The following is a 21,232-nucleotide window of genomic DNA, read 5'->3' on the forward strand; positions in this document are numbered from 1 at the left end:
ATCGTCATCACGAAGGCACGGGAACGACCAAGGTCGGTACTCACTCCCTGTAACGTCGATTGGGTGCGTACCGACATCTTTGCCCGGCTGGACCGGGAGCCGGAACCGCCGAAGATAGAGGTCCCGCGGATGACCCGTACGCGTCTCGCCCTCTTCGGCGGGACGCTGGCGTTCTATCTGGCCATCGTCGTCGCCGTACTCCTGTCGACCTGGCTGGTCACCCTCGACTGGAAGATCATGCTCTTCCGGCCCTACCAGCAGTGGCAGGAGCTGCACGCCTTCCTCGACTACTACGTGGTCCTGGGCCAGCGCGGCCCGACGGCCGTGATGGTCGCGGCGTGGCTGGGCTGGCGCTCCTGGCGTCAGCACACCCTGCGGCCGCTGCTCTGCCTCGGCGCCGCGCTGCTGCTGCTGAACGTGACCGTCGGCGCGGTCAAACTCGGACTCGGCCGCCTCGGCCCCCACTACGCGACCCAGGTCGGCTCCGCCGAGCTGTTCGCGGGCGGGGATATATTCCCCTCCGGCCACACCGCGAACGCGGTCGTGACCTGGGGCATCCTGGCCTATCTGGCGACCACGCCGAGGGCCCGCCGCTACCTGTCGGCACTGTCGGCCGTGGTCGCGCTGGGCGTCGGACTCACCACCGTCTACCTGGGCACGCACTGGCTGAGCGACGTGCTGCTCGGCTGGGCCGCCGGCCTGCTCATCCTGCTGGCGCTGCCCTGGTGCGAGCCGGTGCTCGCGGTGGCGGAGGCCTGGATCCTGGGCGTGCGCGACCGGCTGCGCGAGCAGCTGCGCTCCCGCCGCCGCCTGGTGCCGTCGCTGCCCGTCGCCGGCGGAGGCCCGCTGCCGGGCCATCTGTTCCCGCCGCGTCCGGGCGCCGAGGAGCCGGTCCGCGAGGCCGTCGGCGCCGGGTCGGGCCGCGGCACGGCCGCCCGGGGCACGGCGCGCCCCGGCCAGCCGCTCGCGGCGCCGCGGACGGCGCACCCCTCGCACCACACGGGGCACCACGCGGTGCGCTCGGAGCGCGGTCCGGTCGGTCAGGCCGGCAGCCGCCGTCCGCCGCACTCGCGTCCCGTGACGGGCGGCTGAGCCGCCGCCCCCACGCGTACGGGAGAGGGCCCCGGCCGATCATCGGCCGGGGCCCTCTCCCGTGTCGGGCCCGCTCCGCGGAGGGCGCGGTCAGCCGTGCCAGACGCGGGTGACGACGCCGTCCTCGACCTCGAAGTTGATGCGCCCCTCCAGGTACTCCATGGTGATGACCGAGCCGGGCGCGAGGCTGCGGACGACGCTCCAGCCGCGGCTCCGGGCGAGCCGTTCGGCCGCCTCCCGGGCGAGCCCCACATACGTTTCGGAAGCGTGGTCGGGTGCGTGTTCGGATGTCATGCAGATCACGTTAGTACCTCGCCGGTCACGCTTGTGTCACAGGTTCTCGACATATGTTTGACGCGTCTCCGTCAGCCGGCGAGGTCGGTTTCCGGCCGTTTCCCGGGTAATTCCCGGCCCTCTCCGCGAGCCGCCCACGGCGAACGCGCACCCCGTCGGCAAGCGCTTCCCGAATTCCGTACACGTGTGCCCCGCCCGGGAATTCGGGCGGACCCGGCACCGCCGGCGGAATTCACGGTTCCTCCGCATCCCGTGCACACGGTCCGCCGACCGGACGACCCGCCGGTCCGCCTCCCGCACCACCCGCGCGACGGAGGTCATCATCCGGGGATGGGTACCGAGACCGAGACCGCGGCCGTCGAATCGCAGCGGCAACGGCATGGGCGGATCGTGATCGACTGGCTCACCACGACCGACCACAAGAAGATCGGGCACCTGTACCTGGTGACCTCGTTCGTCTTCTTCCTCGTCGCGGGGGCGCTGGCGATGGTGATGCGGGCCGAGCTGGCCCGGCCGGGGCTCCAGCTGGTGTCGAACCTGGAGTTCAACCAGGCCTTCACCATCCACGGCACGATCATGCTGCTGCTGTTCGCGACACCCACCTTCGCCGGCTTCGCCAACGAGCTGGTGCCGCTCCAGATCGGCGCGCCCGACGTCGCCTTCCCCCGGCTCAACATGTTCTCGTACTGGCTGTTCCTCTTCGGCGGCCTGATGGTGCTGGGGTCCTTCCTCACCCCCACCGGACCCGCCGCCTTCGGCTGGACCGGCTACGCCCCGCTCAACAGCGCGCTGCGCTCGCCCGGGATCGGCGTCGACCTGTGGATCATGGGGCTGGCGTTCTCCGGCTTCGGCACGATCCTCACCTCGGTGAACTTCCTGGCGACGATCATCGGTATGCGGGCGCCCGGCATGACCATGTTCCGGATGCCGATCTTCACCTGGAACGTGCTCTTCACCACGATCCTGGTGCTCGTCGCCTTCCCCGTCCTCGCCGCGGCCCTGCTGGTCCTGGAGTCCGACCGGCGGTTCGGCTCGGTCGCGTTCCAGGCGGACAACGGCGGCGCGCTGCTGTGGCAGCACCTGTTCTGGTTCTTCGGGCACCCCGAGGTCTACATCATCGCCCTGCCGTTCTTCGGCATCGTCAGCGAGATCATCCCGGTCTTCTCACGCAAGCCGCTGTTCGGCTACGTGACGCTGATCGCCGCGACGATGACCATCACCGGGCTCTCGGTGGTCGTGTGGGCCCACCACATGTTCGTGACCGGGGCCGTGCTGCTGCCCTTCTTCTCGATGCTGTCGTTCCTGATCGCGGTGCCGACCGGGGTGAAGTTCTTCAACTGGACCGGGACGATGCTGCGGGGCTCGCTGTCCTTCGAGACCCCGATGCTGTGGGCGACCGGCTTCCTGGTGTCGTTCCTGCTGGGCGGGCTCACCGGGGTGATCCTTGCGTCGCCGCCGATGGACTTCCACGTCACCGACTCGTACTTCGTGGTGGCCCACTTCCACTACACCGTGTTCGGCACCGTCGTGTTCGCGACCTTCGGCGGCTTCTACTTCTGGTGGCCCAAGTTCACCGGGCGGATGCTCGACGAGCGCCTCGGCAAGATCCACTTCTGGACGCTCTTCGTCGGCTTCCACCTCACCTTCCTCGTGCAGCACTGGCTGGGCGCGGAGGGCATGCCCCGGCGGTACGCCGACTACCTGCTCGCCGACGGCTTCACGGCGCTCAACACGCTGTCGACGATCGGCGCGTTCCTGCTCGGCGCGTCCACCCTGCCGTTCCTCTACAACGCGTGGCGGACCTGGCGGTACGCGCCGAAGGTCGAGGTGGACGACCCGTGGGGCTTCGGGCGCTCGCTGGAGTGGGCGACCTCGTGCCCGCCGCCCCGGCACAACTTCCTCGCGGTGCCGCTGATCCGCTCCGAGTCCCCCGCCTTCGACCTGCACCACCCCGAGTTCGCGGCGTACGAGCGGATGCGGATCACGAGCCCGCCGCCGGAGCGCCGGCCGACCGGCCGAGGCCCCGGGACAGCAGGTCCCTGAGCGCCCGCACCCGGTCGACGAGCTCCGGCGGGTCGAGGACCTCGAACTCGAAACCGATCATCGACACGTGGACGACCAGCAGGTCGAGGCTGTGGGCTCCGGTCCGCAGCACGCAGGAGTGCTCGCCCTCGGCCGTGAGCGTCCCGTCGGCGGCGCCCACGGCGGCCGCGGCCTCGGCGAGCGGCACGTGCAGCCGGATCGTCGCCTCGGTGCTGTACGCGGCGGTGGACACGCCCTTCGCCACATAGGCGGCCAGGTCCTCGGCGGGCGGTTCGCGGGGCGTGAAGCGGGGCCCGTGCGGCGGCGTCGGCGTGATCCGGTCGGCCCGGAAGGTGCGCCAGCCGGCCCGGTCCAGGTCCCAGGCGACCAGGTACCAGCGGCGCTCGCTGCACACCAGGCGGTGCGGCTCGACGGTTCTGCGCGTGGCGGCGCCGCCGTGGTCGCGGTACTCGAAGCGCAGCCGCTCGGCGTCCCGGCAGGCGTTGGCCAGCTCGGTCAGGACGGCCGGGTCGATCCGGTCGCGCGGGGTGCGCAGCATCGGCACGGTGTACGCGTTCAGGGCGCCCACCCGGCGGCGCAGGTGCCCGGGCAGCACCTGCTCCAGCTTGGCGAGCGCGCGCACGGAACTCTCGCCGATGCCCTCGATCCCCTGCCCGGCGGCGGCCCGGAGCCCGACGGCGACGGCGACCGCCTCCTCGTCGTCGAGCAGCAACGGCGGCAGTTCGGCCCCCGCGCCGAGCTGGTAGCCGCCGCCCGTGCCGGGCGTCGCGTTCACCGGGTATCCCAGCTCCCGCAGCCGGTCCACGTCCCGCCGCACCGTCCGCGGCGTCACCCCGAGCCGTTCGGCGAGCTCGGCCCCGGACCAGTCACGGTGTGCCTGGAGCAACGAGAGCAGGCGCAGCAGTCGTGCGGAGGTCTCCAACATGCGCCCGAGTCTGCCAGCGATCGCGGACAGGATGCGTCCGCGATCGGAAAGGGGCTCGCCCTTCGTCCGGCCCCTCCCCCGCCTCAGCGGAAGCGGCGGACCAGCCTCCCCGCCGCCGCCTTCGCCGTGTAGACGGCGTCGACGGCCGCGCCGACCGTGCGGTGGGCGACGGCCCGGAAGGCGGGGTGGGTGCGGGAGCGCGGTGCGGCGGCCGATGCCAGGTCGGTCCAGATCGTCTCGTGGCGGCCGGCGACCCGCGCCGGGTCGAAGCGCTCGGAGGCCACCAGCGCGGCCTTCGCCGCCCGTGCCCTGGCCTCGTCGTCGTTGATGAGGGCGAGCAGCGCCGCCGCGACCGCCGCCGTGTCGTCGACCGGGACGAGCCGGCCGTCCACGCCGTCCTCGATGATCTCGGCGGGGCCGTGCGGACAGTCGGTGGAGACCACCGGCAGCCCGCAGCGCATCGCCTCGACGATGGTCATGCCGAAGGACTCGCGCCGCGAGGTGACCGCGGCCAGCGAGCCCTTGGCCCACTCCGGCTCCATCGGGTGGGCGGTGCCCATGAGGAAGACGTGCTCGCCGAGACCGAGCCGCTCGACCTGCTTCGCCAGCGTCTTCTTCAGGTTGTCGGAGGCGTCGCCGGTCCCGTAGATCCGCAGTTTCCAGTCCGGGCGGGCGGCGGCCACGTCCGCGAAGGCGTCGATCAGCAGGTCGTACCGCTTGACCGGGGTGAGCCGGCCGGCCGCCACGACGATCTTCGACCCGGGGTCGGCGGGCGGCAGGCCCGGCGCGGGAACGCTGTTGGGAACGGCGTCGATGCGCACCCCGGGCAGCCCGAGCGCCCGGTAGGAACGGGCGTCGGCCTCGGTGACCGTGGTGACCGCGTCCAGGAGCGCGTACTCGTGCCGGATGTCGCGCCGCAGCCGGTAGCCGTGCCCGTCCAGGGTCAGGTGCTCCTGGCCGACGAGGACCGGGCCGCGCGGCGCCTGCCGGGCGAGCTGGACGTTGAGCCCGGGGCGGGTCGCGACGACCACGTCCGCCTCGACGGAGGCGAGGTGCTCACCGATCCGGGCGTCGGTGAGCGCGCTGTACTGCTTCCAGCGGCCGTCACCGCGCGGGAAGACCCGGGCGGGCCGGTGGAAGTCGGGGTGCTCGCCGTCGTAACCCGGGTTCTTCTTCCGCAGGTCGACGAGGTGCCGCAGCGTCACACCGGCGGGCACGCCGAGGATCGGCTCGTCGCGGTGGCGGAACACCGAGACGATCTCGACCTCGTGACGGCCCGCCAGCTCGGCGGCGAGCGTGAAGGTCGCCCGGATGGTCCCGCCGATGTGGTAGCCGTTGTGGAGAAGGAAGGAGATGCGCATGGGCGTGCCGGTTCCCCCCGGTCAGGTGCGTGGTCGTGGGCGACTGTACTGCCCCGGCGCGTCCGTGTTCACGGCCGGTATCCCAACTGGGGGACGGAGGCACAGGTGCTGTTCATGTCGCCCTGGGCGACCCAGCCGTGCCCGTCGCGCCAACGCGCCACGGACAGACAGGTGTCACGGGTCTTCGGCGGCTCGGCGAGGTGCTCGAAGCGGACCGGCAGCAGCAACCCCCGCGCGGTGTACGGCTCCGCCCGGTTGACGTACTCCTCGACGCAGGCCCGGGTGAGCCCGCCGGGCGCGGCGAGGCAGGACCGCGCCGCGTCCGTGAACCACATGGCGGCCGCCCAGCCCTCCAACTGCCACTGCGAGAGCGGCCGGCCGCCCATCGCCGCCCGGAACTCCCGTACGGCGGGGAAGGACGTGTCGTCGTGGTTGCGGCTGGAGCCGGTGACGTAGAGCGCGGCCCGGCAGCCGGGCGACTTCGCGTAGTCGCGCGGCACCGACGAGGACCAGTTCTGCACGTTGGTCACCTTGGCGGCGACCCGCACGCCCGAGGCCTCCATCGCCTCGCACAGCCGGGCGTTGCCGTGGGTGTCCATCGCGTCGAAGACGACGTCGGCCTTCTGCGCCCGCAGATCGGCCGCCACCGCGCGGAAGTTGGGCAGGACGAAGTCGACCTGCTCGTCGACGACCCGGTAGCCCTCGGCCCGCAGCCCCTGAGAGATCAGCCGGGCGTACGCGGCCGAGGCGGCCTGGTTGTAGGAGACGACGGCGGCGGTGCGGGCGCCGAGGTGGGTCCTGAACCAGCGGTAGACCTCGGTGCCGCCGTACAGGACGCCGTTCCAGCCGGGCGCCTGCCCGGTGCGCGGGGCGGAGCTGCCGTAGATCCCGTAGAGGTGCGGGTACGTCTCGTAGGCCGGGGTCAGCGGCTGCCCGCCGATGTCGGGGACGCCGGCCCGCGAGACCCGCGGGGCACCCGCGTAGTCGAGGGCGGTGGTGGCGACCAGGGCGAAGACCTTGCGCTCGTCGACCAGCCGGTGCACGCACGCGTTGTTGCCGATGCCGCTGCCGCCGTCGTCGCAGGTGACCGCCTCGATCCGGCGGCCGTCGAGGCCGCCGCGGGCGTTGAGGGCGGCGAAGTAGGCGAGGGCGCCGTCGCGCGGGCCGGTGAAGGTCCCGCCGCCGACGGGACTGGTGGCGCTGGTGATGATGCCGACGCGAAGCGGCTCACCGCCGGAGGGGTTGACGGTGGGCCGCGTCTCGAAGGCGCGCTCCGGGAGCCGGCTGCCGCAGGCCGCGGTGAGCGCGGCCAGGACGGCGAGGAGCAGCGCCAGTGCCGTCTCAGCAGCCCGGGACGGTCGCACCGCTGACCTGGACGAGGCCGCAGAGGGTCCGCACGGAGACCTTCCAGGTGTCGTTCTGGAGGACGGAGGTGCCCTTGGCGTCGGGCAGGGCGGTGTTGCCGGCGACGAGCAGGTCGTAGGTGACGTCGGCGCCGGTCGGCGAGGTGAAGTCGACCTGCTTGACCTTCACGGAGGTCTGCCGGGCGTTCTTGTCGCCCGCGAAGGCGCCGAGGACCGGTGCCATCGCCTCGCCGTTCTCCAGGAGCTTGACCTTCTCGGCGGTCGGGGTCTTCGGGTCGAAGAAGGCGGTCCAGTTCCTGGTGATCTCCGCCTTGGCAGCGGCCGGGTCACCGGGCTGGTCGGTCGCTTCGGGCACGGGGGGAACGGTGGGCGTGCCCTGGTCGGAGGCGGAGCCGCCGTCGTCCGAGCAGCCGGCGACCACCGGCGTGAGGGCGAGGACCGCCGCGGCGGCGAAAGCGGCCGCGCGTCGCTTGAGAACCATCTGGCTCACCACCGGAGGTGCCGGACGCGAGGGCAGACCGGGCGGCCTGCCGCTTCCAGGGTGTGCCGATCGCGGACATAGCGCAAGGAAGGGAACTAAAGAGAACATAAAGGGTGTGGCTGTGTGATGTCACCGACCGAAGCGAGGGAGGCTCCCGTGCCGTCGATTCCGCCGTCGGTCCGCCGGACACCGGCTCCCCGGCTCCTGCTGTGGGGCGGGCTCGTCGCGGCGGCGGGCGGGGCGGTGCTGTGCGTCATCGGCTGGTACGGGATCTCGGGCGAGCGCTTCGCGGAGCGCCAGCTGCCGTATCTGGCCTCGTGCACGGTGCCGGGAGCGGCGCTGATCGTGACGGGGGCGGTGCTGGTCGTCGGGGCGCTGCTGGGCGGCTCGGGGCCGGGGTGGGGACCGGGGACGGAGGCGCCGGAGCCGGCGGAGGAGGAGCGGCCGGACGAGGAGCGGGCCGGGGCGCCTTCCTCCGCAGGGCCGCCGCTGCGGGTGCCGGGCGGGACGCTGGCGCACCGGCCTGACTGCCCGCTGGTGGCGGGGCGGCCCGAGGCGGAACCGGCGGGGGACGCGGACCTGGCTCCCTGCCCGGTGTGTGAGCCGTGGCCTCGCTGACGTACGACCTCACGCTCGCCGGGCTCGCCGTCGGCAGCGCGGCGGCGCTCACCGGCATCGGCCTGATCGTCACCTACCGGGCGACCGGCGTCCTCAACCTCGCGCACGGCGCGGTCGCCATGATCTGCGCGTACGTGCTGCGCCAGCTCGTGGTCGAGTGGGGCTGGCCGCTGCCACCGGCCGCGCTGGTGACGCTGCTCGTGGTCGCGCCGGGCATCGGCCTGGTCCTGGACCGGGCCGTGTTCCGGCCGCTGGCCCTGGCCGGGGCCGGCCCGGCGCAGACGCTCGTGGCCTCGATCGGTGTGTTCGTGCTGCTCGTCGGCGCGGCGGCGCTGGTCTGGGGCGGCGGCGCGCGCGACGACGCGCCCGTGCTGCTCGGCGACGACCCGTGGGCGCAGCTCTCGGCGGCGGTGGCGCTGGCCTGCCTCGTGGGCGCGGTGACCCGGTGGACCCGGTTCGGCCGGGAGCTGCGGGCGGTCGTCGACAACCGGCCGCTCGCCGTCCTGTCCGGCATCCCGGCGGACCGGGTGTCGGCGGCGGGCTGGGCGTTCGGCTCGTTCACGGCGGGCCTCACGGGCGTGCTGCTCGCACCGTACGTGCGGCTCGACCCGTACGGGATGCCTCTGCTGGTGGTCGAGGTGATCGCGGTCGCGGTGGTGGCGCGGATGCGGAGCCTGCCGGTGGCGGTGGTGACCGCGCTCGCGCTCGGCGTGGCGCAGGCCCAGCTGACCCGGCTGCACCCCGGGGGCTGGCCGGGCGAACTGCTCCAGGCGGTGGGCGCGAACCTGTTCGTGGTGGCGCTGCTCGTGGCGGCCCTGGTGCTGCCCGGTGTGGGCGACACGGACGCGCTGCCGCCGCCGCGGGCCGCGCCGCGGGTCCCGCCGGGCGTGTGGCTGGTGACGGCGGTGCTGTTCGCGCTGCCGCTGGGCTTCGCGGGCGAGGACCTGACGACGGCGGTGCAGGTCCCCGCCCTCGCCGTGATCCTGCTGTCGCTGGTGGTGGTCTCCGGCCGGGGCGGGCAGATCGCGCTGGGCCAGGCGGCGTACGCGGGTCTCGGCGCGCTGTTCACGGGCCTGCTCACGGCGGCCGGTCTGCCGCAGCTCGTGGCGCTGGGCGTGGCGGTGCTGTGCGTGGCGCCGCTGGGTCTGCTGACCGGTTGGCCTGCGATCCGGCGCCACGGGCTCGCCCTCGCCCTGGCGACCCTCGCCGTCGGGGTCGCGGTGAGCCGCTTCGTCTTCGCGCAGCCGTACGCGACGGCGGGCGTGGCGCTCGACCGCCCGGCGGGCTTCGGCCACGACCGCGCGTACTACGTCCTCGAGCTGGTGCTCCTGGCCGGCTGCCTGCTCCTGGTCGCCGCCCTGCGCCGGGGACGCACGGGCCGCGGGCTGGCGGCGCTGCGCGACCACGAGCCGGGCGCGGAGGCGGCGGGCGTCCCGGTGGCGGGCCTCAAGCTGCTCGCCTTCACCCTGGGCTCGGCGCTGGCCGCGCTGGGCGGCGGCCTGCTCGGCATGGGCGTCCGGGCCTTCGACCCCGACGCCTTCGACCCGGTCCGCGGCCTCCTCTGGTTCGCCGCCGTCCTGGTCCTCGGCGCGGACACCCTCCTCACTCCCCTGCTGGCCGCCACCCTCCTCGTGGCCCTGGACGCCGGCTCCCACGCGGGCGTCGCGGTGGTCCTGATCGGCCTCCTCGCCACCCTGACGGGCCGCGTCCCCCCACTCGTCCCGGCCCTGCTCCCGAAATCGCGCCCGGGCGAAGCCGGTGGCACGGGCCGGCGCGCGGCTCCGGCACCCGGCGGGGCCACCACCGACGGGCAGCCGGCCGAAGGCCCGGCACGGAGCGGGCGCCGGGGCGCCGCCCCGGGCGAGGGCCGGGCGCACCGCCAACGGCCCGCGGCTGCGGCACCCGCCGGAAGACCGGCAGACGCCGTCCCACCCGCGGAGAGACCGACAGGAGTCCGGACACACCCCCAACCGCCCACAGCCACCGACGCCGCACCACCCACCACAGAACCGGCACACGCCGTCCCACCCGCGGAGAAACCGACAGGAGTCCGGACACACCCCCAACCGCCCACAGCCACCGACGCCGCACCACCCACTGCAGAACCGGCACACGGGCACTCACCCGCACAGGGACCGGCCGCAGGCCGGGCGCAGGGCCTGCGGCCCGAGGCCGGAACCGCCGGCGACGGCGGACCGGCGGTCGGGCGAACGCCCTCACGGCGGGCGCAGGCCCGCCTCGTCGCCCGTCGTCTCAGCCTCACCTACCCGGGCGGGCTCACCGCCCTCGACCGGGTCGACCTGGAGCTCCGGCCGGGTGCGGTCACCGCCGTCGTCGGGCCGAACGGGGCGGGGAAGAGCACGCTGTTCGACTGTCTCGCCGGCACGCTGCGGCCGACCGCCGGCCGGGTCGCCCTCGACGGGGTGGACATCACGAAGCGGGCCGCCCACACCCGTCACCGCCTCGGGATCGCGCGGACCTTCCAGCAGCTCGCCGTGTTCCCGTCGCTCACCGTCGAGGAGAACGTCCACGTGGGCGCCCGGGGCCGCGGCCGGGACGCGGAGACGGCCGTCGAGCAGGCGCTGCGTCTCGCCGGGCTCGCCGGGCCGGTCCGGCGGATGGCGGCGGCCGGGCTGCCGACCGGCACGCTGCGCCGGGTCGAGCTGGCCAGGGCGCTCGCGGCCGGGCCGCACACCCTGCTCCTCGACGAGCCCGCCGCCGGGCTCGACGCCGACGAGACCGACGCCCTCGCCCGCGTCCTCGCCGCCCTCGCCGCCGACGGCCTCGCCGTGCTCGTGATCGAGCACGACCCGGACCTCGTCGCCGGCATCGCCCGCACCGTCCACACCATGGAGAGCGGCCGGATCGTGTCCAGGAACGGGCCATGACCGTCGAGATCGCCCTCCGCGCCGCGCGGGTCCGCTACGGACCCCTGGAGGCCCTGCACGGTCTCGACCTGGCGCTGCCCGCCGCCACCGTCACCGTGCTGCTCGGCCGCAACGGCTCCGGCCGCACCACCGCGCTGCGCGCCCTCGCCGGGACGGTGCCGCTGGCCGCCGGTCGCGTGCTGTGGCGCGGAACGGACGTCACCGGGCTGCCCGCCCACGCCCGGGCCCGCCGCGGGCTCTGCTTCGTACCGGATCTGCGGGCGGTGTACGCGACCCTCACCGTCGCCGAGAACCTGGACCTGGTGGCCGCCGGCCGCCAGGACGCGGCTCTCGCCGCGTACCCGGAGCTCGCGCCGCTGCTCGGCCACCGCGCCGGCACCCTCTCCGGCGGCGAGCGGCGCATGCTCGCCCTGACCTGCGCGCTGCTCTCCCCCGCCCGCGTCGTCCTCGTCGACGAGCCGTCCCTCGGCCTGTCCACGGCCGTCGCCTCCCGTACGTACGACCTGCTCGCCGCCCTCGCCCGGCCGCCCCGCTCCGCGGCGGTCGTCCTGGCCGAGCAGCGCGTCCCGCGCGGGCTGCCGCCGGGCTCGGTCGCGTACGAACTGAGCCGGGGTTCCCTCGCCGACGCCAGGGAGCTCGTCTAGAGCGGGGCGATCCGCAGCATCGTGCCGACCGTCAGCCGGTTCGGGTCCGGGCCGATCGCCGCCCGGTTCGCGGCGTACAGCGCCCGCCAGCCGCCCTTGACGGCGAACCGCCGGGCGACCGCGCTGAGCGTGTCGCCGGGCTGCACGACATGGGCGCGCCCGCTCAGGCCGTACCGCCGCGAGCACACCGGCCAGGCCCCCCAGCCCTGGACGCGCAGCACGTCCTCGGCCACGGTGATCTGCTGCGCACGGGTCGCCAGGTCCGCGCGCCGGGCGTAGCGGCGGCCGCCGAACTCGTCCCAGGTGGGCTGCCAGAACTGCAGCCCGCCGTAGAAGCCGTTGCCGGTGTTGGCGCGCCAGTCCCCGCTGCTCTCGCACTCGGCGACGCAGCCCCACGGCCACTGGTCCTTCACGCACGCCTCGACGGGCGTGGGAGCGGCGGAGCCGGGCGCCGCCGGCCCGCCGGGAGCGAACCCGGCGGGCGCCACGCCCGTCCCGGCGGGCGCCACACCCGCCAGGACCGGCACCACACCTGCCCCAGCCGGCACCACACCCGCCAGGGCCGGCACCACACCCGCCACGTCCGGCGCCACGCCCGTCCCGGCCGGCGCCGCACCCGCGACAGCCGGCGCCGCACCCGCCACGGCCTCCGCCGGGACCGCCAGCAGCGCGGCCGCCAGCAGGCACCCGGTCGTCCACCATCGGATCTTCGACATCGGGGCAGGCTAGGCAGCGGCCCGGAAGCCCGGCCCCGTGCCGCGCGGAACGCCGTTCACATCCCACCCGGTCGGCCGCACGGCCCGGGCGCGGCCCTCGCCGCCGCGCCTCAGACATTTGCCGGCCCTCCACGCGTGACCCCGGCCGAGCCTTCCCCGTTGAACTCGGCATGAGACGACCGGGAACCGCCCGCCGTCGCACGCAATGAGTCCAGGGAGTCCCCCGTGCCGCGCATGCTCGACGTCAGCGAGGACGTACGCGCCGAGATCGGCGACGAAGAAGCCGACCGGCTGCTCGCCGGCGACAACGCCCCGGGCAGCTACGACTGCACCTCCTGCCGGACCCCGGGCGACTCCGAGCAGGAGCGCACCAGCACCGTGCTGTTCGTCGGCGAGGAGACCGCGGTCCTGGCCTTCGCCCACGCCAGCTGCATCCCGTCGCAGGTCGTGCGGGTCGCCGAGGAGCAGCTCCAGGGCGCCGTCGCCTCGATCACGGCGGCCGACGCCGCCGACTCGCTCTCCGCCGCCCACCCGGAGCAGGCGGTCCTCGGCGTCACCAGCGGTCTCGTCCTGATCCAGGGCGAGCTGCACCCGGCGCTCGTGGTGGAGCCGACCGCGCCGGTCGCCCGCCCCGGTTCGGACGGTCTGACGGACGAGTTCCTGCCCCTCCTCGTCGAGCAGGGCTTCCAGCCGGTCACCGACCTCGACCACGCGCCGGCCCCGCTGCCCGGCTGGTCGGTCCTGGTCGCCATGGGCCAGTTGCACTCGGTGCTCCAGCCCGGTACGGGCGGCACGGGCCAGGTCGCCTGGTGGCAGGCGCACCAGCCGCTCCAGGTCACCGACGGCTGGCGGGCCGCGGCGAACAAGTCGCACACGGTCCTCGTCTTCGCCGCCCCGGTCGGTTCGATCGGCCAGCAGCCGCGCGAGGACCTGCTGCGCGACGCCCTGGAGAAGGCCGCGGCCAACGGGCGCCTGGTGGCCGCCGCCATGCCGCTGGCCGGCACGTGATGGACCACCCGCGACCCGCCATAGGGCCGGCCCGCTTCCCCGGGGTGCCGACCGTGCCGCGCCCCCGGGCGCCGCTTTCCGAGGTGCATCGCCCGCATCTCACGGACGGCGGGGTCGTTGGCACATACGTGCACCCATACGACCCATTCCGCCAGCAGTATCCGAGTCCGACTCCGAGTCAGGTTCCGAGTCCGATCCCCTCGATGCGCCCGGCGCAGGACGGTTCCGCGGGCTTCTCGGCGACTCCGATCTACGACGCCCTGTACTCCGAGTACCGCCGGTCGTTCCGTACGCTGCCGGGCGACCGCAGCGGCGAGGACGAACTGGCCTTCCGGGGCTTCGGCAGCACCGGAGCGGCGCGGCACCGTCAGCAGACGGCCTGGTCGTCGGCGTACGCGCTGCCGCCGGGTTCGCGGAGCGGCGGTCTGTAGCGCCCGACGGACCTGTCGGACCCGACGGACCTGGAGGACCTGGAGGAACGGCCGAGGGCCGGGGCATCGATGCCCCGGCCCTCGGCCGTCTGCGCTGCTGCGGCGTGCGCCGCCCGCGCGCGTTACTTCTTCTTGCCGCGCTTCTCGCGCACCCGCACCGAGATGTGGATCGGGGTGCCCTCGAAGCCGAACTCCTCGCGGAGGCGGCGCTCGATGAACCGGCGGTAACCCGCCTCCAGGAAGCCGGAGGCGAAGAGCACGAACCGCGGCGGCTTGGTGCCCGCCTGCGTGCCGAACAGGATGCGGGGCTGCTTGCCGCCGCGGATCGGGTGCGGGTGGGCGGCGACGAGCTCGCCGAGGAACGCGTTGAGCCGGCCGGTGGGGATACGGGTCTCCCAGCCGGCGAGGGCGGTCTCGATCGCCGGGACCAGCTTGTCCATGTGGCGGCCGGTCTTGGCGGAGACGTTGACCCGGGGCGCCCAGGAGACCTGCTGCATCTCGGTCTCGATCTCGCGCTCCAGGTAGTAGCGCCGCTCCTCGTCCAGCTCGTCCCACTTGTTGTAGGCGATGACGACGGCGCGGCCCGACTCGACGGCCATCGTGATGATGCGCTGGTCCTGGACCGAGATGTGGTCGGTGGTGTCGATGAGGATGACGGCCACCTCCGCCTTCTCGACGGCGGCGGCGGTGCGCAGCGAGGCGTAGTAGTCCGCGCCCTCCTGGAGGTGGACCTTCTTGCGGATGCCCGCGGTGTCCACGAACTTCCAGGTCTTGCCGCCGAGCTCGATCAGCTCGTCGACCGGGTCGCGGGTGGTGCCGGCCAGCTCGTTGACGACGACCCGCTCCTCGCCGGCGACCTTGTTGAGGAGGGAGGACTTGCCGACGTTCGGGCGGCCGATGAGGGCGATGCGGCGCGGGCCGCCGACGGCGTTGCCGAAGCGCTGCTCCGGGGCCTCGGGCAGGGCCTTGAGGACCTCGTCGAGGAGGTCGCCGGTGCCGCGGCCGTGCAGCGAGGAGACCGGGAAGGGCTCGCCGAGGCCGAGCGACCACAGCATGGCGGCGTCGGCCTCGCCGGACTGGCCGTCGACCTTGTTGGCCGCGAGGACGACGGGCTTGCCGGCGCGGCGGAGCAGCTTGACGACGGCCTCGTCGGTGTCGGTGGCGCCGACGGTGGCGTCCACGACGAAGAGGCAGGCGTCGGCGGCCTCGATGGCGTACTCGGCCTGGGCGGCGACCGAGGCGTCGATGCCGAGGACGTCCTGCTCCCAGCCGCCGGTGTCGACGACCTTGAAGCGGCGGCCGGCCCACTCGGCCTCGTAGGTGACGCGGTCGCGGGTGACGCCCGGGCGGTCCTCGACGACGGCCTCGCGGCGGCCGATGATGCGGTTCACCAGGGTCGACTTGCCGACGTTCGGGCGGCCGACGACGGCGAGGACGGGCAGCGGGCCGTGCCCGGCCTCCTCGATCGCGCCTTCGACGTCCTCGAGGTCGAAGCCCTCTTCCGCGGCGAGCTCCATGAACTCCGCGTACTCGGCGTCGCCAAGTGCCCCGTGGTCGTGCTGGTCGTTCATGAAGTCCGTTCCTTGATCATTCGTGGTCGGTGGGTCCTCGGTAGGCCTGAGCCCCGGGGCCCACTACTGAGAGTGTCGCTCAGCGCCCGGTGAGGCGCCTGGCGTTTTTCAGGTGGTCGGTGAGCCGTTCCTGGATGCGGAAGGTCGCCTCGTCCAGCGCCTTGCGGGTGCGCCGGCCGCTGCCGTCACCGGCCTCGAACGGGTCGCCGAAGACGACGTCGACCCGGCTGCGGAGCCGGGGCAGCCCCTTGACCAACCGTCCGGGGGCGTCCGTGCTTCCCAGGACGGCGACCGGGACGATGGGGGCACCGCTGCGGACGGCGAAGTAGGCGAGGCCGGCACGGAGCGAGGCGAAGTCGCCCTCGCCGCGGGTGCCCTCGGGGAAGATCCCGAGGACTCCGCCGTGGTCCAGGACCGCGAGGGCGTTGCCTATCGCGGTCCGGTCGGTCGAGTCCCGGTCCACCTTGAGCTGCCCGATGCCTTCCAGGAAGGCGCCCAGCGGGCCGACGAACGCTTCCTTCTTGATGAGGAAGTGCACGGGCCGCGGGGCGGTGCCCATGAGCATGGGGCCGTCGATGTTGTGCGCGTGGTTGACGGCGAGGATGACGGGGCCGGTGGCCGGGACCCGCCAGGCGCCGAGCACGCGCGGCTTCCAGAAGCCGTACATCAGCCCGATGCCGATGCGGCGGCCGACGGCGGCGCCCTTCCGTGAGGGCTCGGTCACTCGGCGGCCCTCTTCTCCTCCACCAGCGTCACGACGCACTCGATGACCTGGTCCAGGGTGAGCTCGGTGGTGTCGACCTCGACGGCGTCGGCGGCCTTGGCGAGCGGGGAGGTCTTGCGGCTGGAGTCGGCCGCGTCCCGCTTGATCAGGGCCTGCTGGGTCGCGTGGACGTCGACGCCCTTGAGCTCGCCGGAGCGGCGGGCGGCGCGGGCCTCGGGAGAGGCGGTGAGGAAGATCTTGAGGTCGGCGTCGGGCAGGACGGTGGTGCCGATGTCCCGGCCCTCGACGACGATGCCCCGCTCGGCGGTCCGGGCGATGGACCGCTGGAGCTCCGTGATGAGGGTCCGTACCTCGGGGACGGCGCTGACGGCGCTGACCTTGGAGGTGACCTCCTCGGTACGGATGGGTCCGGCGGCGTCGACGCCGTCCACCGTGATGGTGGGCCGGGCCGGGTCGGTGCCGGAGACGATGACGGGCTTGGCGGCGGCGTTGGCGACCGCGTCGGCGTCGGTGACGTCGACGCCGTTGCTGATCATCCACCAGGTGATGGCCCGGTACTGGGCCCCGGTGTCGAGGTAGCTCAGCCCCAGCTTGGCGGCAACCGCCTTCGAGGTGCTCGACTTGCCCGTGCCGGAGGGGCCGTCGATGGCGACGATCACGGTTTCCACGGTGGGGAACGCCTTCCTGGGTGAGCGGCAGCCCCCGGCGGATGTACGGGGGACCCCACAAGGTTACCGAGTCCGCCGCACCCGTTCGGCCCAGCGGTCGCGGGGCCGGGGGCCGGGACCCCGCCGGAGCGGGCCGGATCGTGCTCCGCCGGCCGGGACCGCGGGGCCCGGGGCGGTGTCCCGGGCCCCGGACGGCTGTGCCGGACCCGGTCCGGCGAGTCGTACCCGGGGGACCGGACGGGCCCCGGGGGCGTCAGCTCGTCCCTCCGGGACGTCAGCTCGTCCGCAGGGCCCAGCCCCGCTCCTTCAGCGCCGTGCCCAGCACCGGCGCCGCCGACGGCTCCACCATGAGCTGGACCAGACCGGCCTGCTGGCCCGTCGCGTGCTCGATGCGCACGTCCTCGATGTTGACGCCCGCGCGGCCCGCGTCGGCGAAGATCCGGGCCAGCTCGCCCGGCTGGTCGCTGATGAGGACGGCGACCGTCTCGTACGCGGTCGGGGCGGCGCCGTGCTTGCCGGGGACGCGGGCGCGGCCCGCGTTGCCGCGGCGCAGGACGTCCTCCACGCCCGAGGCGCCCGCGCGCCGTTTCGCGTCGTCGCCGGACTCGAGCGAGCGCAGCGCCCGTACCGTCTCGTCCAGGTCGGCCGCCACGCCCGCGAGGACGTCGGCGACGGGCCCGGGGTTGGCGGAGAGGATCTCGACCCACATGCGGGGGTCGGAGGCGGCGATCCGGGTCACGTCGCGGATGCCCTGTCCGCAGAGCCGTACCGCGGTCTCATCCGCGCTCTCGAGGCGCGCCGCCACCATGGAGGAGACGAGCTGCGGGGTGTGCGAGACCAGCGCGACCGCGCGGTCGTGGGCGTCGGCGTCCATGACGACGGGGACGGCCCGGCAGAGGGCGACCAGTTCCAGGGCCAGGTTGAGGACCTCGGTGTCGGTGTCCCGGGTCGGGGTGAGGACCCACGGCCGGCCCTCGAAGAGGTCGGCGGTGGCGGCCAGCGGGCCGGAGCGCTCCTTGCCGGACATCGGGTGGGTGCCGATGTACGCGGTGAGGTCGAGCCCCAGCTCCTGCAGCTCCCGCTTGGGGCCGCCCTTGACGCTGGCCACGTCGAGGTAGCCGCGGCCGAGCCCGGACCCGATCGCCTCGGCGAGGGTCCCGGCGACGTGCGCGGGCGGTACGGCGACGATCACCAGGTCCACCGGCCCCTCGGGCGCCGTGTCCGTGCCGGCGCCGAGCGCGGCGGCGGTACGGGCCCGGGCCGGGTCGTGGTCGCGCAGGTGGACGGTGACGCCCCGCCCGGCGAGGGCGAGTGCGGCCGAGGTGCCGATCAGGCCGGTTCCGATGACGAGCGCGGTTCTCACTGGGCGATGTCCTTGCGCAGGGCGGCCGCGGCACCGAGGTAGACGTGCGCGATCCGGGACTTGGGCAGTTCCGACTCGACGTGCGCGAGGAGCCGTACGACCCTCGGCATCGCGCCTTCGATGTCGAGCTCCTGGGCGCAGATCAGGGGGACGTCCACGATCCCGGTGCGGCGGGCGGCCGCGGCCGGGAAGTCGCTGTGCAGATCGGGTGTGGCCGTGAACCAGATGCTGATGAGGTCGTCGGCGGTCAGTCCGTTGCGTTCGAGCACGGCGGTGAGCAGCTCCTCGACCTGCTCGTGCATGTGCCCGGCCTCGTCCCGCTCCAGCTGGACGGCGCCTCGGACCGCTCGTACCGCCACCTCGTCACTCCTTCTTCGCCTGCGTCGGTGCTCCGGCCAGCCTAGTCAGCCGTCCGGAGCCACCGTCGCGGCGCCCGCCCTGCGAGACGGGCCGCGCGGGCGTCAGAGGTTCTGCCGACGGATGAGGTCCTCCAGGGAGCCGCTCGGGGGGGCAGCGAGCCGGCGGGCTGAGCTTGTCGGCGGCCTGGGGCAGGGACCGGGGATCTCGCCCATCACACCCGCATCGCCACGTTCCGCCACCCGGGGTAGTCGGGGCGGGCAGCGGAAGCACAGCGCAGCGGGTACCGGCGTGCGGCCCAGCGGGTGATGCGGGTGTGCGGCCCAGCGGGAGCCGGCGCGGGATACAGCGGGTGCGGGCGCGCGGTACAACTGTCGGCATGCTGCTGCACGTCGTACCCCTGGACGAATGGTCCGCCGACCCCGGACTCCCCTACGCCCCGCCCTCCCTCGCCGCCGAGGGCTTCGTCCACTGCTCGCCGGACGAGACCACGGCCCTCGCCATCGCCGACGGCCACTACCGCGACGTACCCGGCCCGCTGCTCGTCCTGGTGCTCGACGAGTCGCGGCTGGGCGGCGAGGTCCGCTGGGAGGGCTCGGAGGACATGCTCTTCCCGCACGTGTACGGACCGATCGAGCGGGCCGCGGTGACGGCGGTCCTGGAGGTACGGCGGGACGCGGACGGCCGGGCGAGGGAGCTGACGCCCTGGGCGTAGGCGTGTCGCGGCGCGCGGGACGGGGAGCTGGCCAAGCTGGTCGCCATGACTGCTGACGCCCTGCCCCGCCTGTCCCGCCGTGCGGCTCTCCTCGCCGGCACGGTCCTCGTCACCGGCTGCGGTGAGGACGGAACGGGCGGTGCGGAGGAGAGCCCGGGGCCGACGGACGCCACCGCGCCGCCGACGGCACCGCCGTCCACGCCGCCGTCCGCGGCGGCCTCCTCCGGCCGCCCGGCGCTCGCGAGGACCTCCGACATCCCGGTCGGCGGCGGCACGGTCTTCAAGGACGCGAAGGTCGTGGTGACCCAGCCCGCGCGGGGCGAGTTCAAGGCCTTCTCGGCGGTCTGCACGCACCAGGGCTGTCTCGTGAACAAGGTGGCCGACGGCACGATCGACTGCCCGTGCCACGGATCCAAGTACCGCATCGCGGACGGCTCCGTCGTGGCGGGCCCGGCGCCCCGCCCGCTGCCGGCCGAGGAGATCGACGTCTCGTCGGGGACGATCACCCTGGCCTAGTCTGGCGCGCATGAATCCCGAGGAACTGGTGCGCGACCACACGATCTACTCCTGTGTGATGGGGTCGCGCGCGTTCGGTCTGGCGACCGAGGACAGCGACACCGACCGCCGGGGCGTGTACCTCGCCCCGACGCCGCTGTTCTGGTGCTTCGACAAGCCGCCGGCGCACGTGGAGGGCCCGGCCGAGGAGCAGTTCAGCTGGGAGCTCGAGCGCTTCTGTGAGCTGGCGCTGCGCAACAACCCGAACGTCCTGGAGTGCCTGCACTCCCCGCTCGTCGAGCACGCCGACGCGACCGGCCGCGAACTGCTGTCCCTCCGCGACGCGTTCCTCTCCCGCCGCTCGCACACGACCTTCGTCCGGTACGCCGAAGGCCAGCGCCGCAAGCTGGAGGCCGACGTCCGCCAGTACGGCGCGCCCCGCTGGAAGCACGCGATGCACCTGCTGCGCCTGCTGACCAGCTGCCGGGACCTGCTGCGCAGCGGCGAGCTGCGGATCGACGTGAGCGAGGAGCGGGATCGCCTGCTCGCGGTGAAGCGCGGCGAGGTGTCGTGGCCGGAGGTCGAGTCCTGGATGAACCGTCTCCAGGAGGAGTCCGACCGCGCCCACGCCACCAGCCCCCTGCCCGACGCCCCGGACCAGCCCCGGGTCGAGGACTTCCTGGCCCGCGCCCGCCGCGCCTCAGCCCTGCGCGTGCTCCAGCCGGGCCCGGACGACGAGGTCCTCCAGGCCGGCGAAGGCGCGGGCTTCGTCCGGCAGTCCTGACGCGGCCTGCGCCGCGTCGAGCACGCCGTGCAGCCGCTCCACCTCCACCCGCACGTCCGCCAGGGCCACGTCGGCGGCGCCGTGCTCGGCGTCCGCCTTGGCCGCGACGAGCCCGCCGAGCCGCGCGGGCGCCTCGGGCACCTCGGCCGCGAGCGTGGGCAGATGGGCCTGGATCTCGCCGGAGCGCATGAGATGGATTCCGGTCAGCAGCGCGCGGTAGGTGTAGAGCAGCGGCTTCAGCTCGCCGCTCTTCTCGAAGAGCCGCCACTGCGTGCCGGCGAACCCCCGGTAGTGGTGGGCGTGGTGCGAGGTGAGCACGCCCGGCACGAGGGCGCGCAGCTCCGCGTGCGCGTCGGTGGTGTGGGCGACGAGCGGTGACGTGAGCTGTTCGAGGACGTAGCCGTTGCGCCGCAGCATCAGCCGGACGAACTTCCGCAGGTCGTGGGTGACGAGGTCCATCTCGACCCCGTCGCGGTCCCACATGCGGGTCCTGGTCTCCTCCGGCTCGCGCAGGCCCAGCAGGGCGGGAACGGGCAGCAGGTGCACCCCGCGCAGGTCCACGTCCGAGTCACGGGACGGGAACCCGTAGAGGTGCGCGCCGGAGACGGTGGCGAAGAGCAGCGGGTCGGGCTGCTCGGCGACGACGGCGGACAGGTCCACGTCGGGCACGAGGGCGTTCTGGTCGGACAT

At 74.1% G+C, this 21,232-nt stretch carries 20 protein-coding genes and 2 pseudogenes; 10 read left to right on the top strand and 12 right to left on the bottom strand.

What is annotated here, in order from left to right:
- Positions 1–63: 63 nt before the first annotated feature.
- Entirely contained in the window at positions 64–1,092 is a 1,029-nt protein-coding gene (locus ACFY8W_RS32725) for a phosphatase PAP2 family protein (protein WP_391113211.1), read from the top strand.
- A 90-nt stretch (positions 1,093–1,182) separates the two neighbouring features.
- Here ACFY8W_RS32725 and ACFY8W_RS32730 read toward each other — a convergent pair whose 3' ends face one another.
- Positions 1,183–1,386 (bottom strand): I78 family peptidase inhibitor, encoded by a 204-nt coding sequence (locus ACFY8W_RS32730; protein WP_391113214.1) that lies wholly within the window; start codon positions 1,384–1,386, stop codon positions 1,183–1,185.
- A 330-nt stretch (positions 1,387–1,716) separates the two neighbouring features.
- On the opposite strand from ACFY8W_RS32730, the pseudogene ACFY8W_RS32735 reads away from it, so the two are divergent.
- Positions 1,717–3,240 (top strand): annotated as a pseudogene (locus tag ACFY8W_RS32735) (cbb3-type cytochrome c oxidase subunit I); the annotation flags it as partial.
- Between the two features lie 52 nt (positions 3,241–3,292).
- Here the strand turns inward: ACFY8W_RS32735 and ACFY8W_RS32740 are convergent.
- The 4 genes and pseudogenes from ACFY8W_RS32740 to ACFY8W_RS32755 form a co-directional block, all read right to left on the bottom strand.
- Positions 3,293–4,354: pseudogene (locus ACFY8W_RS32740) on the bottom strand (helix-turn-helix transcriptional regulator); the annotation flags it as partial.
- Between the two features lie 83 nt (positions 4,355–4,437).
- The gene (locus tag ACFY8W_RS32745) at positions 4,438–5,715 is read right to left on the bottom strand and encodes a glycosyltransferase (RefSeq protein WP_391113217.1); all 1,278 of its coding nucleotides are present in this window, start codon (positions 5,713–5,715) and stop codon (positions 4,438–4,440) included.
- A gap of 68 nt (positions 5,716–5,783) precedes the next feature.
- Complete coding sequence (locus ACFY8W_RS32750) at positions 5,784–7,079, bottom strand: ABC transporter substrate-binding protein (RefSeq protein ID WP_391113220.1); 1,296 nt, start codon at positions 7,077–7,079, stop codon at positions 5,784–5,786.
- Positions 7,057–7,560, bottom strand: a complete 504-nt coding sequence (locus ACFY8W_RS32755; protein WP_391113223.1) for a hypothetical protein — start codon at positions 7,558–7,560, stop codon at positions 7,057–7,059. Before ACFY8W_RS32755 ends, ACFY8W_RS32750 begins: the two co-directional genes overlap by 23 nt.
- Positions 7,561–7,716: 156 nt before the next feature.
- Between ACFY8W_RS32755 and ACFY8W_RS32760 the strand changes: the two genes are divergently transcribed.
- The 3 genes from ACFY8W_RS32760 to ACFY8W_RS32770 are packed head-to-tail and all read left to right on the top strand — an operon-like array spanning position 7,717 to position 11,710.
- Positions 7,717–8,178 carry a hypothetical protein gene (locus tag ACFY8W_RS32760; protein ID WP_391113226.1) on the top strand — a complete coding sequence of 154 codons (462 nt, stop codon included), beginning with the start codon at positions 7,717–7,719 and terminating at the stop codon, positions 8,176–8,178.
- On the top strand, positions 8,166–11,066 hold the full coding sequence (locus ACFY8W_RS32765) for an ATP-binding cassette domain-containing protein (RefSeq protein WP_391113228.1): 2,901 nt from the start codon (positions 8,166–8,168) through the stop codon (positions 11,064–11,066). Before ACFY8W_RS32760 ends, ACFY8W_RS32765 begins: the two co-directional genes overlap by 13 nt.
- Positions 11,063–11,710, top strand: a complete 648-nt coding sequence (locus tag ACFY8W_RS32770) for an ATP-binding cassette domain-containing protein (protein ID WP_391113231.1) — start codon at positions 11,063–11,065, stop codon at positions 11,708–11,710. Before ACFY8W_RS32765 ends, ACFY8W_RS32770 begins: the two co-directional genes overlap by 4 nt.
- Here ACFY8W_RS32770 and ACFY8W_RS32775 read toward each other — a convergent pair.
- Positions 11,707–12,426 carry a transglycosylase family protein gene (locus tag ACFY8W_RS32775; protein ID WP_391113234.1) on the bottom strand — a complete coding sequence of 240 codons (720 nt, stop codon included), beginning with the start codon at positions 12,424–12,426 and terminating at the stop codon, positions 11,707–11,709. The two genes, ACFY8W_RS32770 and ACFY8W_RS32775, sit on opposite strands and share 4 nt — an antisense overlap.
- Before the next feature lie 225 nt (positions 12,427–12,651).
- On the opposite strand from ACFY8W_RS32775, the gene ACFY8W_RS32780 reads away from it, so the two are divergent.
- Positions 12,652–13,434: a hypothetical protein gene (locus tag ACFY8W_RS32780; protein WP_391113237.1), complete on the top strand. Its 783-nt coding sequence runs from the start codon at positions 12,652–12,654 to the stop codon at positions 13,432–13,434.
- A 203-nt stretch (positions 13,435–13,637) separates the two neighbouring features.
- Entirely contained in the window at positions 13,638–13,865 is a 228-nt protein-coding gene (locus tag ACFY8W_RS32785; protein WP_391113240.1) for a hypothetical protein, read from the top strand.
- Positions 13,866–13,987: 122 nt separating this feature from the next.
- Here ACFY8W_RS32785 and der read toward each other — a convergent pair whose 3' ends face one another.
- The 5 genes from der to aroH all read right to left on the bottom strand — a co-directional run bounded on the left by der (position 13,988) and on the right by aroH (position 18,550).
- Positions 13,988–15,436 (bottom strand): ribosome biogenesis GTPase Der, encoded by a 1,449-nt coding sequence (gene der / locus ACFY8W_RS32790; RefSeq protein ID WP_391113243.1) that lies wholly within the window; start codon positions 15,434–15,436, stop codon positions 13,988–13,990.
- A gap of 79 nt (positions 15,437–15,515) precedes the next feature.
- Positions 15,516–16,160, bottom strand: a complete 645-nt coding sequence (locus tag ACFY8W_RS32795) for a 1-acyl-sn-glycerol-3-phosphate acyltransferase (protein ID WP_391113246.1) — start codon at positions 16,158–16,160, stop codon at positions 15,516–15,518.
- The gene (cmk, locus tag ACFY8W_RS32800) at positions 16,157–16,828 is read right to left on the bottom strand and encodes a (d)CMP kinase (RefSeq protein WP_391113249.1); all 672 of its coding nucleotides are present in this window, start codon (positions 16,826–16,828) and stop codon (positions 16,157–16,159) included. Before cmk ends, ACFY8W_RS32795 begins: the two co-directional genes overlap by 4 nt.
- A gap of 274 nt (positions 16,829–17,102) precedes the next feature.
- Positions 17,103–18,191 carry a prephenate dehydrogenase gene (locus ACFY8W_RS32805; protein ID WP_391113252.1) on the bottom strand — a complete coding sequence of 363 codons (1,089 nt, stop codon included), beginning with the start codon at positions 18,189–18,191 and terminating at the stop codon, positions 17,103–17,105.
- Positions 18,188–18,550, bottom strand: coding sequence for a chorismate mutase (gene aroH, locus ACFY8W_RS32810; protein WP_384423569.1), 363 nt, complete (start codon positions 18,548–18,550; stop codon positions 18,188–18,190). The genes ACFY8W_RS32805 and aroH overlap by 4 nt, the downstream gene beginning before the upstream one ends.
- Before the next feature lie 377 nt (positions 18,551–18,927).
- Between aroH and ACFY8W_RS32815 the strand changes: the two genes are divergently transcribed.
- Genes ACFY8W_RS32815 through ACFY8W_RS32825 form a run of 3 tightly spaced genes read left to right on the top strand, consistent with a single transcriptional unit; the run spans position 18,928 to position 20,542 of the window.
- On the top strand, positions 18,928–19,263 hold the full coding sequence (locus ACFY8W_RS32815) for a DUF952 domain-containing protein (protein ID WP_391113256.1): 336 nt from the start codon (positions 18,928–18,930) through the stop codon (positions 19,261–19,263).
- 45 nt (positions 19,264–19,308) lie between these two features.
- On the top strand, positions 19,309–19,779 hold the full coding sequence (locus ACFY8W_RS32820; protein WP_391113259.1) for a Rieske 2Fe-2S domain-containing protein: 471 nt from the start codon (positions 19,309–19,311) through the stop codon (positions 19,777–19,779).
- 10 nt (positions 19,780–19,789) lie between these two features.
- Complete coding sequence (locus ACFY8W_RS32825; protein ID WP_391113262.1) at positions 19,790–20,542, top strand: DNA polymerase beta superfamily protein; 753 nt, start codon at positions 19,790–19,792, stop codon at positions 20,540–20,542.
- Here ACFY8W_RS32825 and ACFY8W_RS32830 read toward each other — a convergent pair.
- Positions 20,459–21,232 carry a DNA polymerase beta superfamily protein gene (locus ACFY8W_RS32830; RefSeq protein WP_391113264.1) on the bottom strand — a complete coding sequence of 258 codons (774 nt, stop codon included), beginning with the start codon at positions 21,230–21,232 and terminating at the stop codon, positions 20,459–20,461. The two genes, ACFY8W_RS32825 and ACFY8W_RS32830, sit on opposite strands and share 84 nt — an antisense overlap.

This window comes from Streptomyces sp. NPDC012637, from assembly GCF_042954805.1.
GTDB lineage: Bacteria > Actinomycetota > Actinomycetes > Streptomycetales > Streptomycetaceae > Streptomyces.

Excerpts from the sequence above, each read along its gene's own strand:
- der (WP_391113243.1), bottom strand. The coding sequence starts at position 15,436 with ATGAACGACCAGCACGACCACGGGGCACTTGGCGACGCCGAGTACGCG.
- ACFY8W_RS32775 (WP_391113234.1), bottom strand. The coding sequence starts at position 12,426 with ATGTCGAAGATCCGATGGTGGACGACCGGGTGCCTGCTGGCGGCCGCG.
- ACFY8W_RS32820 (WP_391113259.1), top strand. The coding sequence starts at position 19,309 with ATGACTGCTGACGCCCTGCCCCGCCTGTCCCGCCGTGCGGCTCTCCTC.
- ACFY8W_RS32825 (WP_391113262.1), top strand. The coding sequence starts at position 19,790 with ATGAATCCCGAGGAACTGGTGCGCGACCACACGATCTACTCCTGTGTG.
- ACFY8W_RS32770 (WP_391113231.1), top strand. The coding sequence starts at position 11,063 with ATGACCGTCGAGATCGCCCTCCGCGCCGCGCGGGTCCGCTACGGACCC.
- ACFY8W_RS32815 (WP_391113256.1), top strand. The coding sequence starts at position 18,928 with ATGCTGCTGCACGTCGTACCCCTGGACGAATGGTCCGCCGACCCCGGA.
- ACFY8W_RS32830 (WP_391113264.1), bottom strand. The coding sequence starts at position 21,232 with ATGTCCGACCAGAACGCCCTCGTGCCCGACGTGGACCTGTCCGCCGTC.
- ACFY8W_RS32730 (WP_391113214.1), bottom strand. The coding sequence starts at position 1,386 with ATGACATCCGAACACGCACCCGACCACGCTTCCGAAACGTATGTGGGG.
- ACFY8W_RS32755 (WP_391113223.1), bottom strand. The coding sequence starts at position 7,560 with ATGGTTCTCAAGCGACGCGCGGCCGCTTTCGCCGCCGCGGCGGTCCTC.
- ACFY8W_RS32745 (WP_391113217.1), bottom strand. The coding sequence starts at position 5,715 with ATGCGCATCTCCTTCCTTCTCCACAACGGCTACCACATCGGCGGGACC.
- ACFY8W_RS32785 (WP_391113240.1), top strand. The coding sequence starts at position 13,638 with ATGCGCCCGGCGCAGGACGGTTCCGCGGGCTTCTCGGCGACTCCGATC.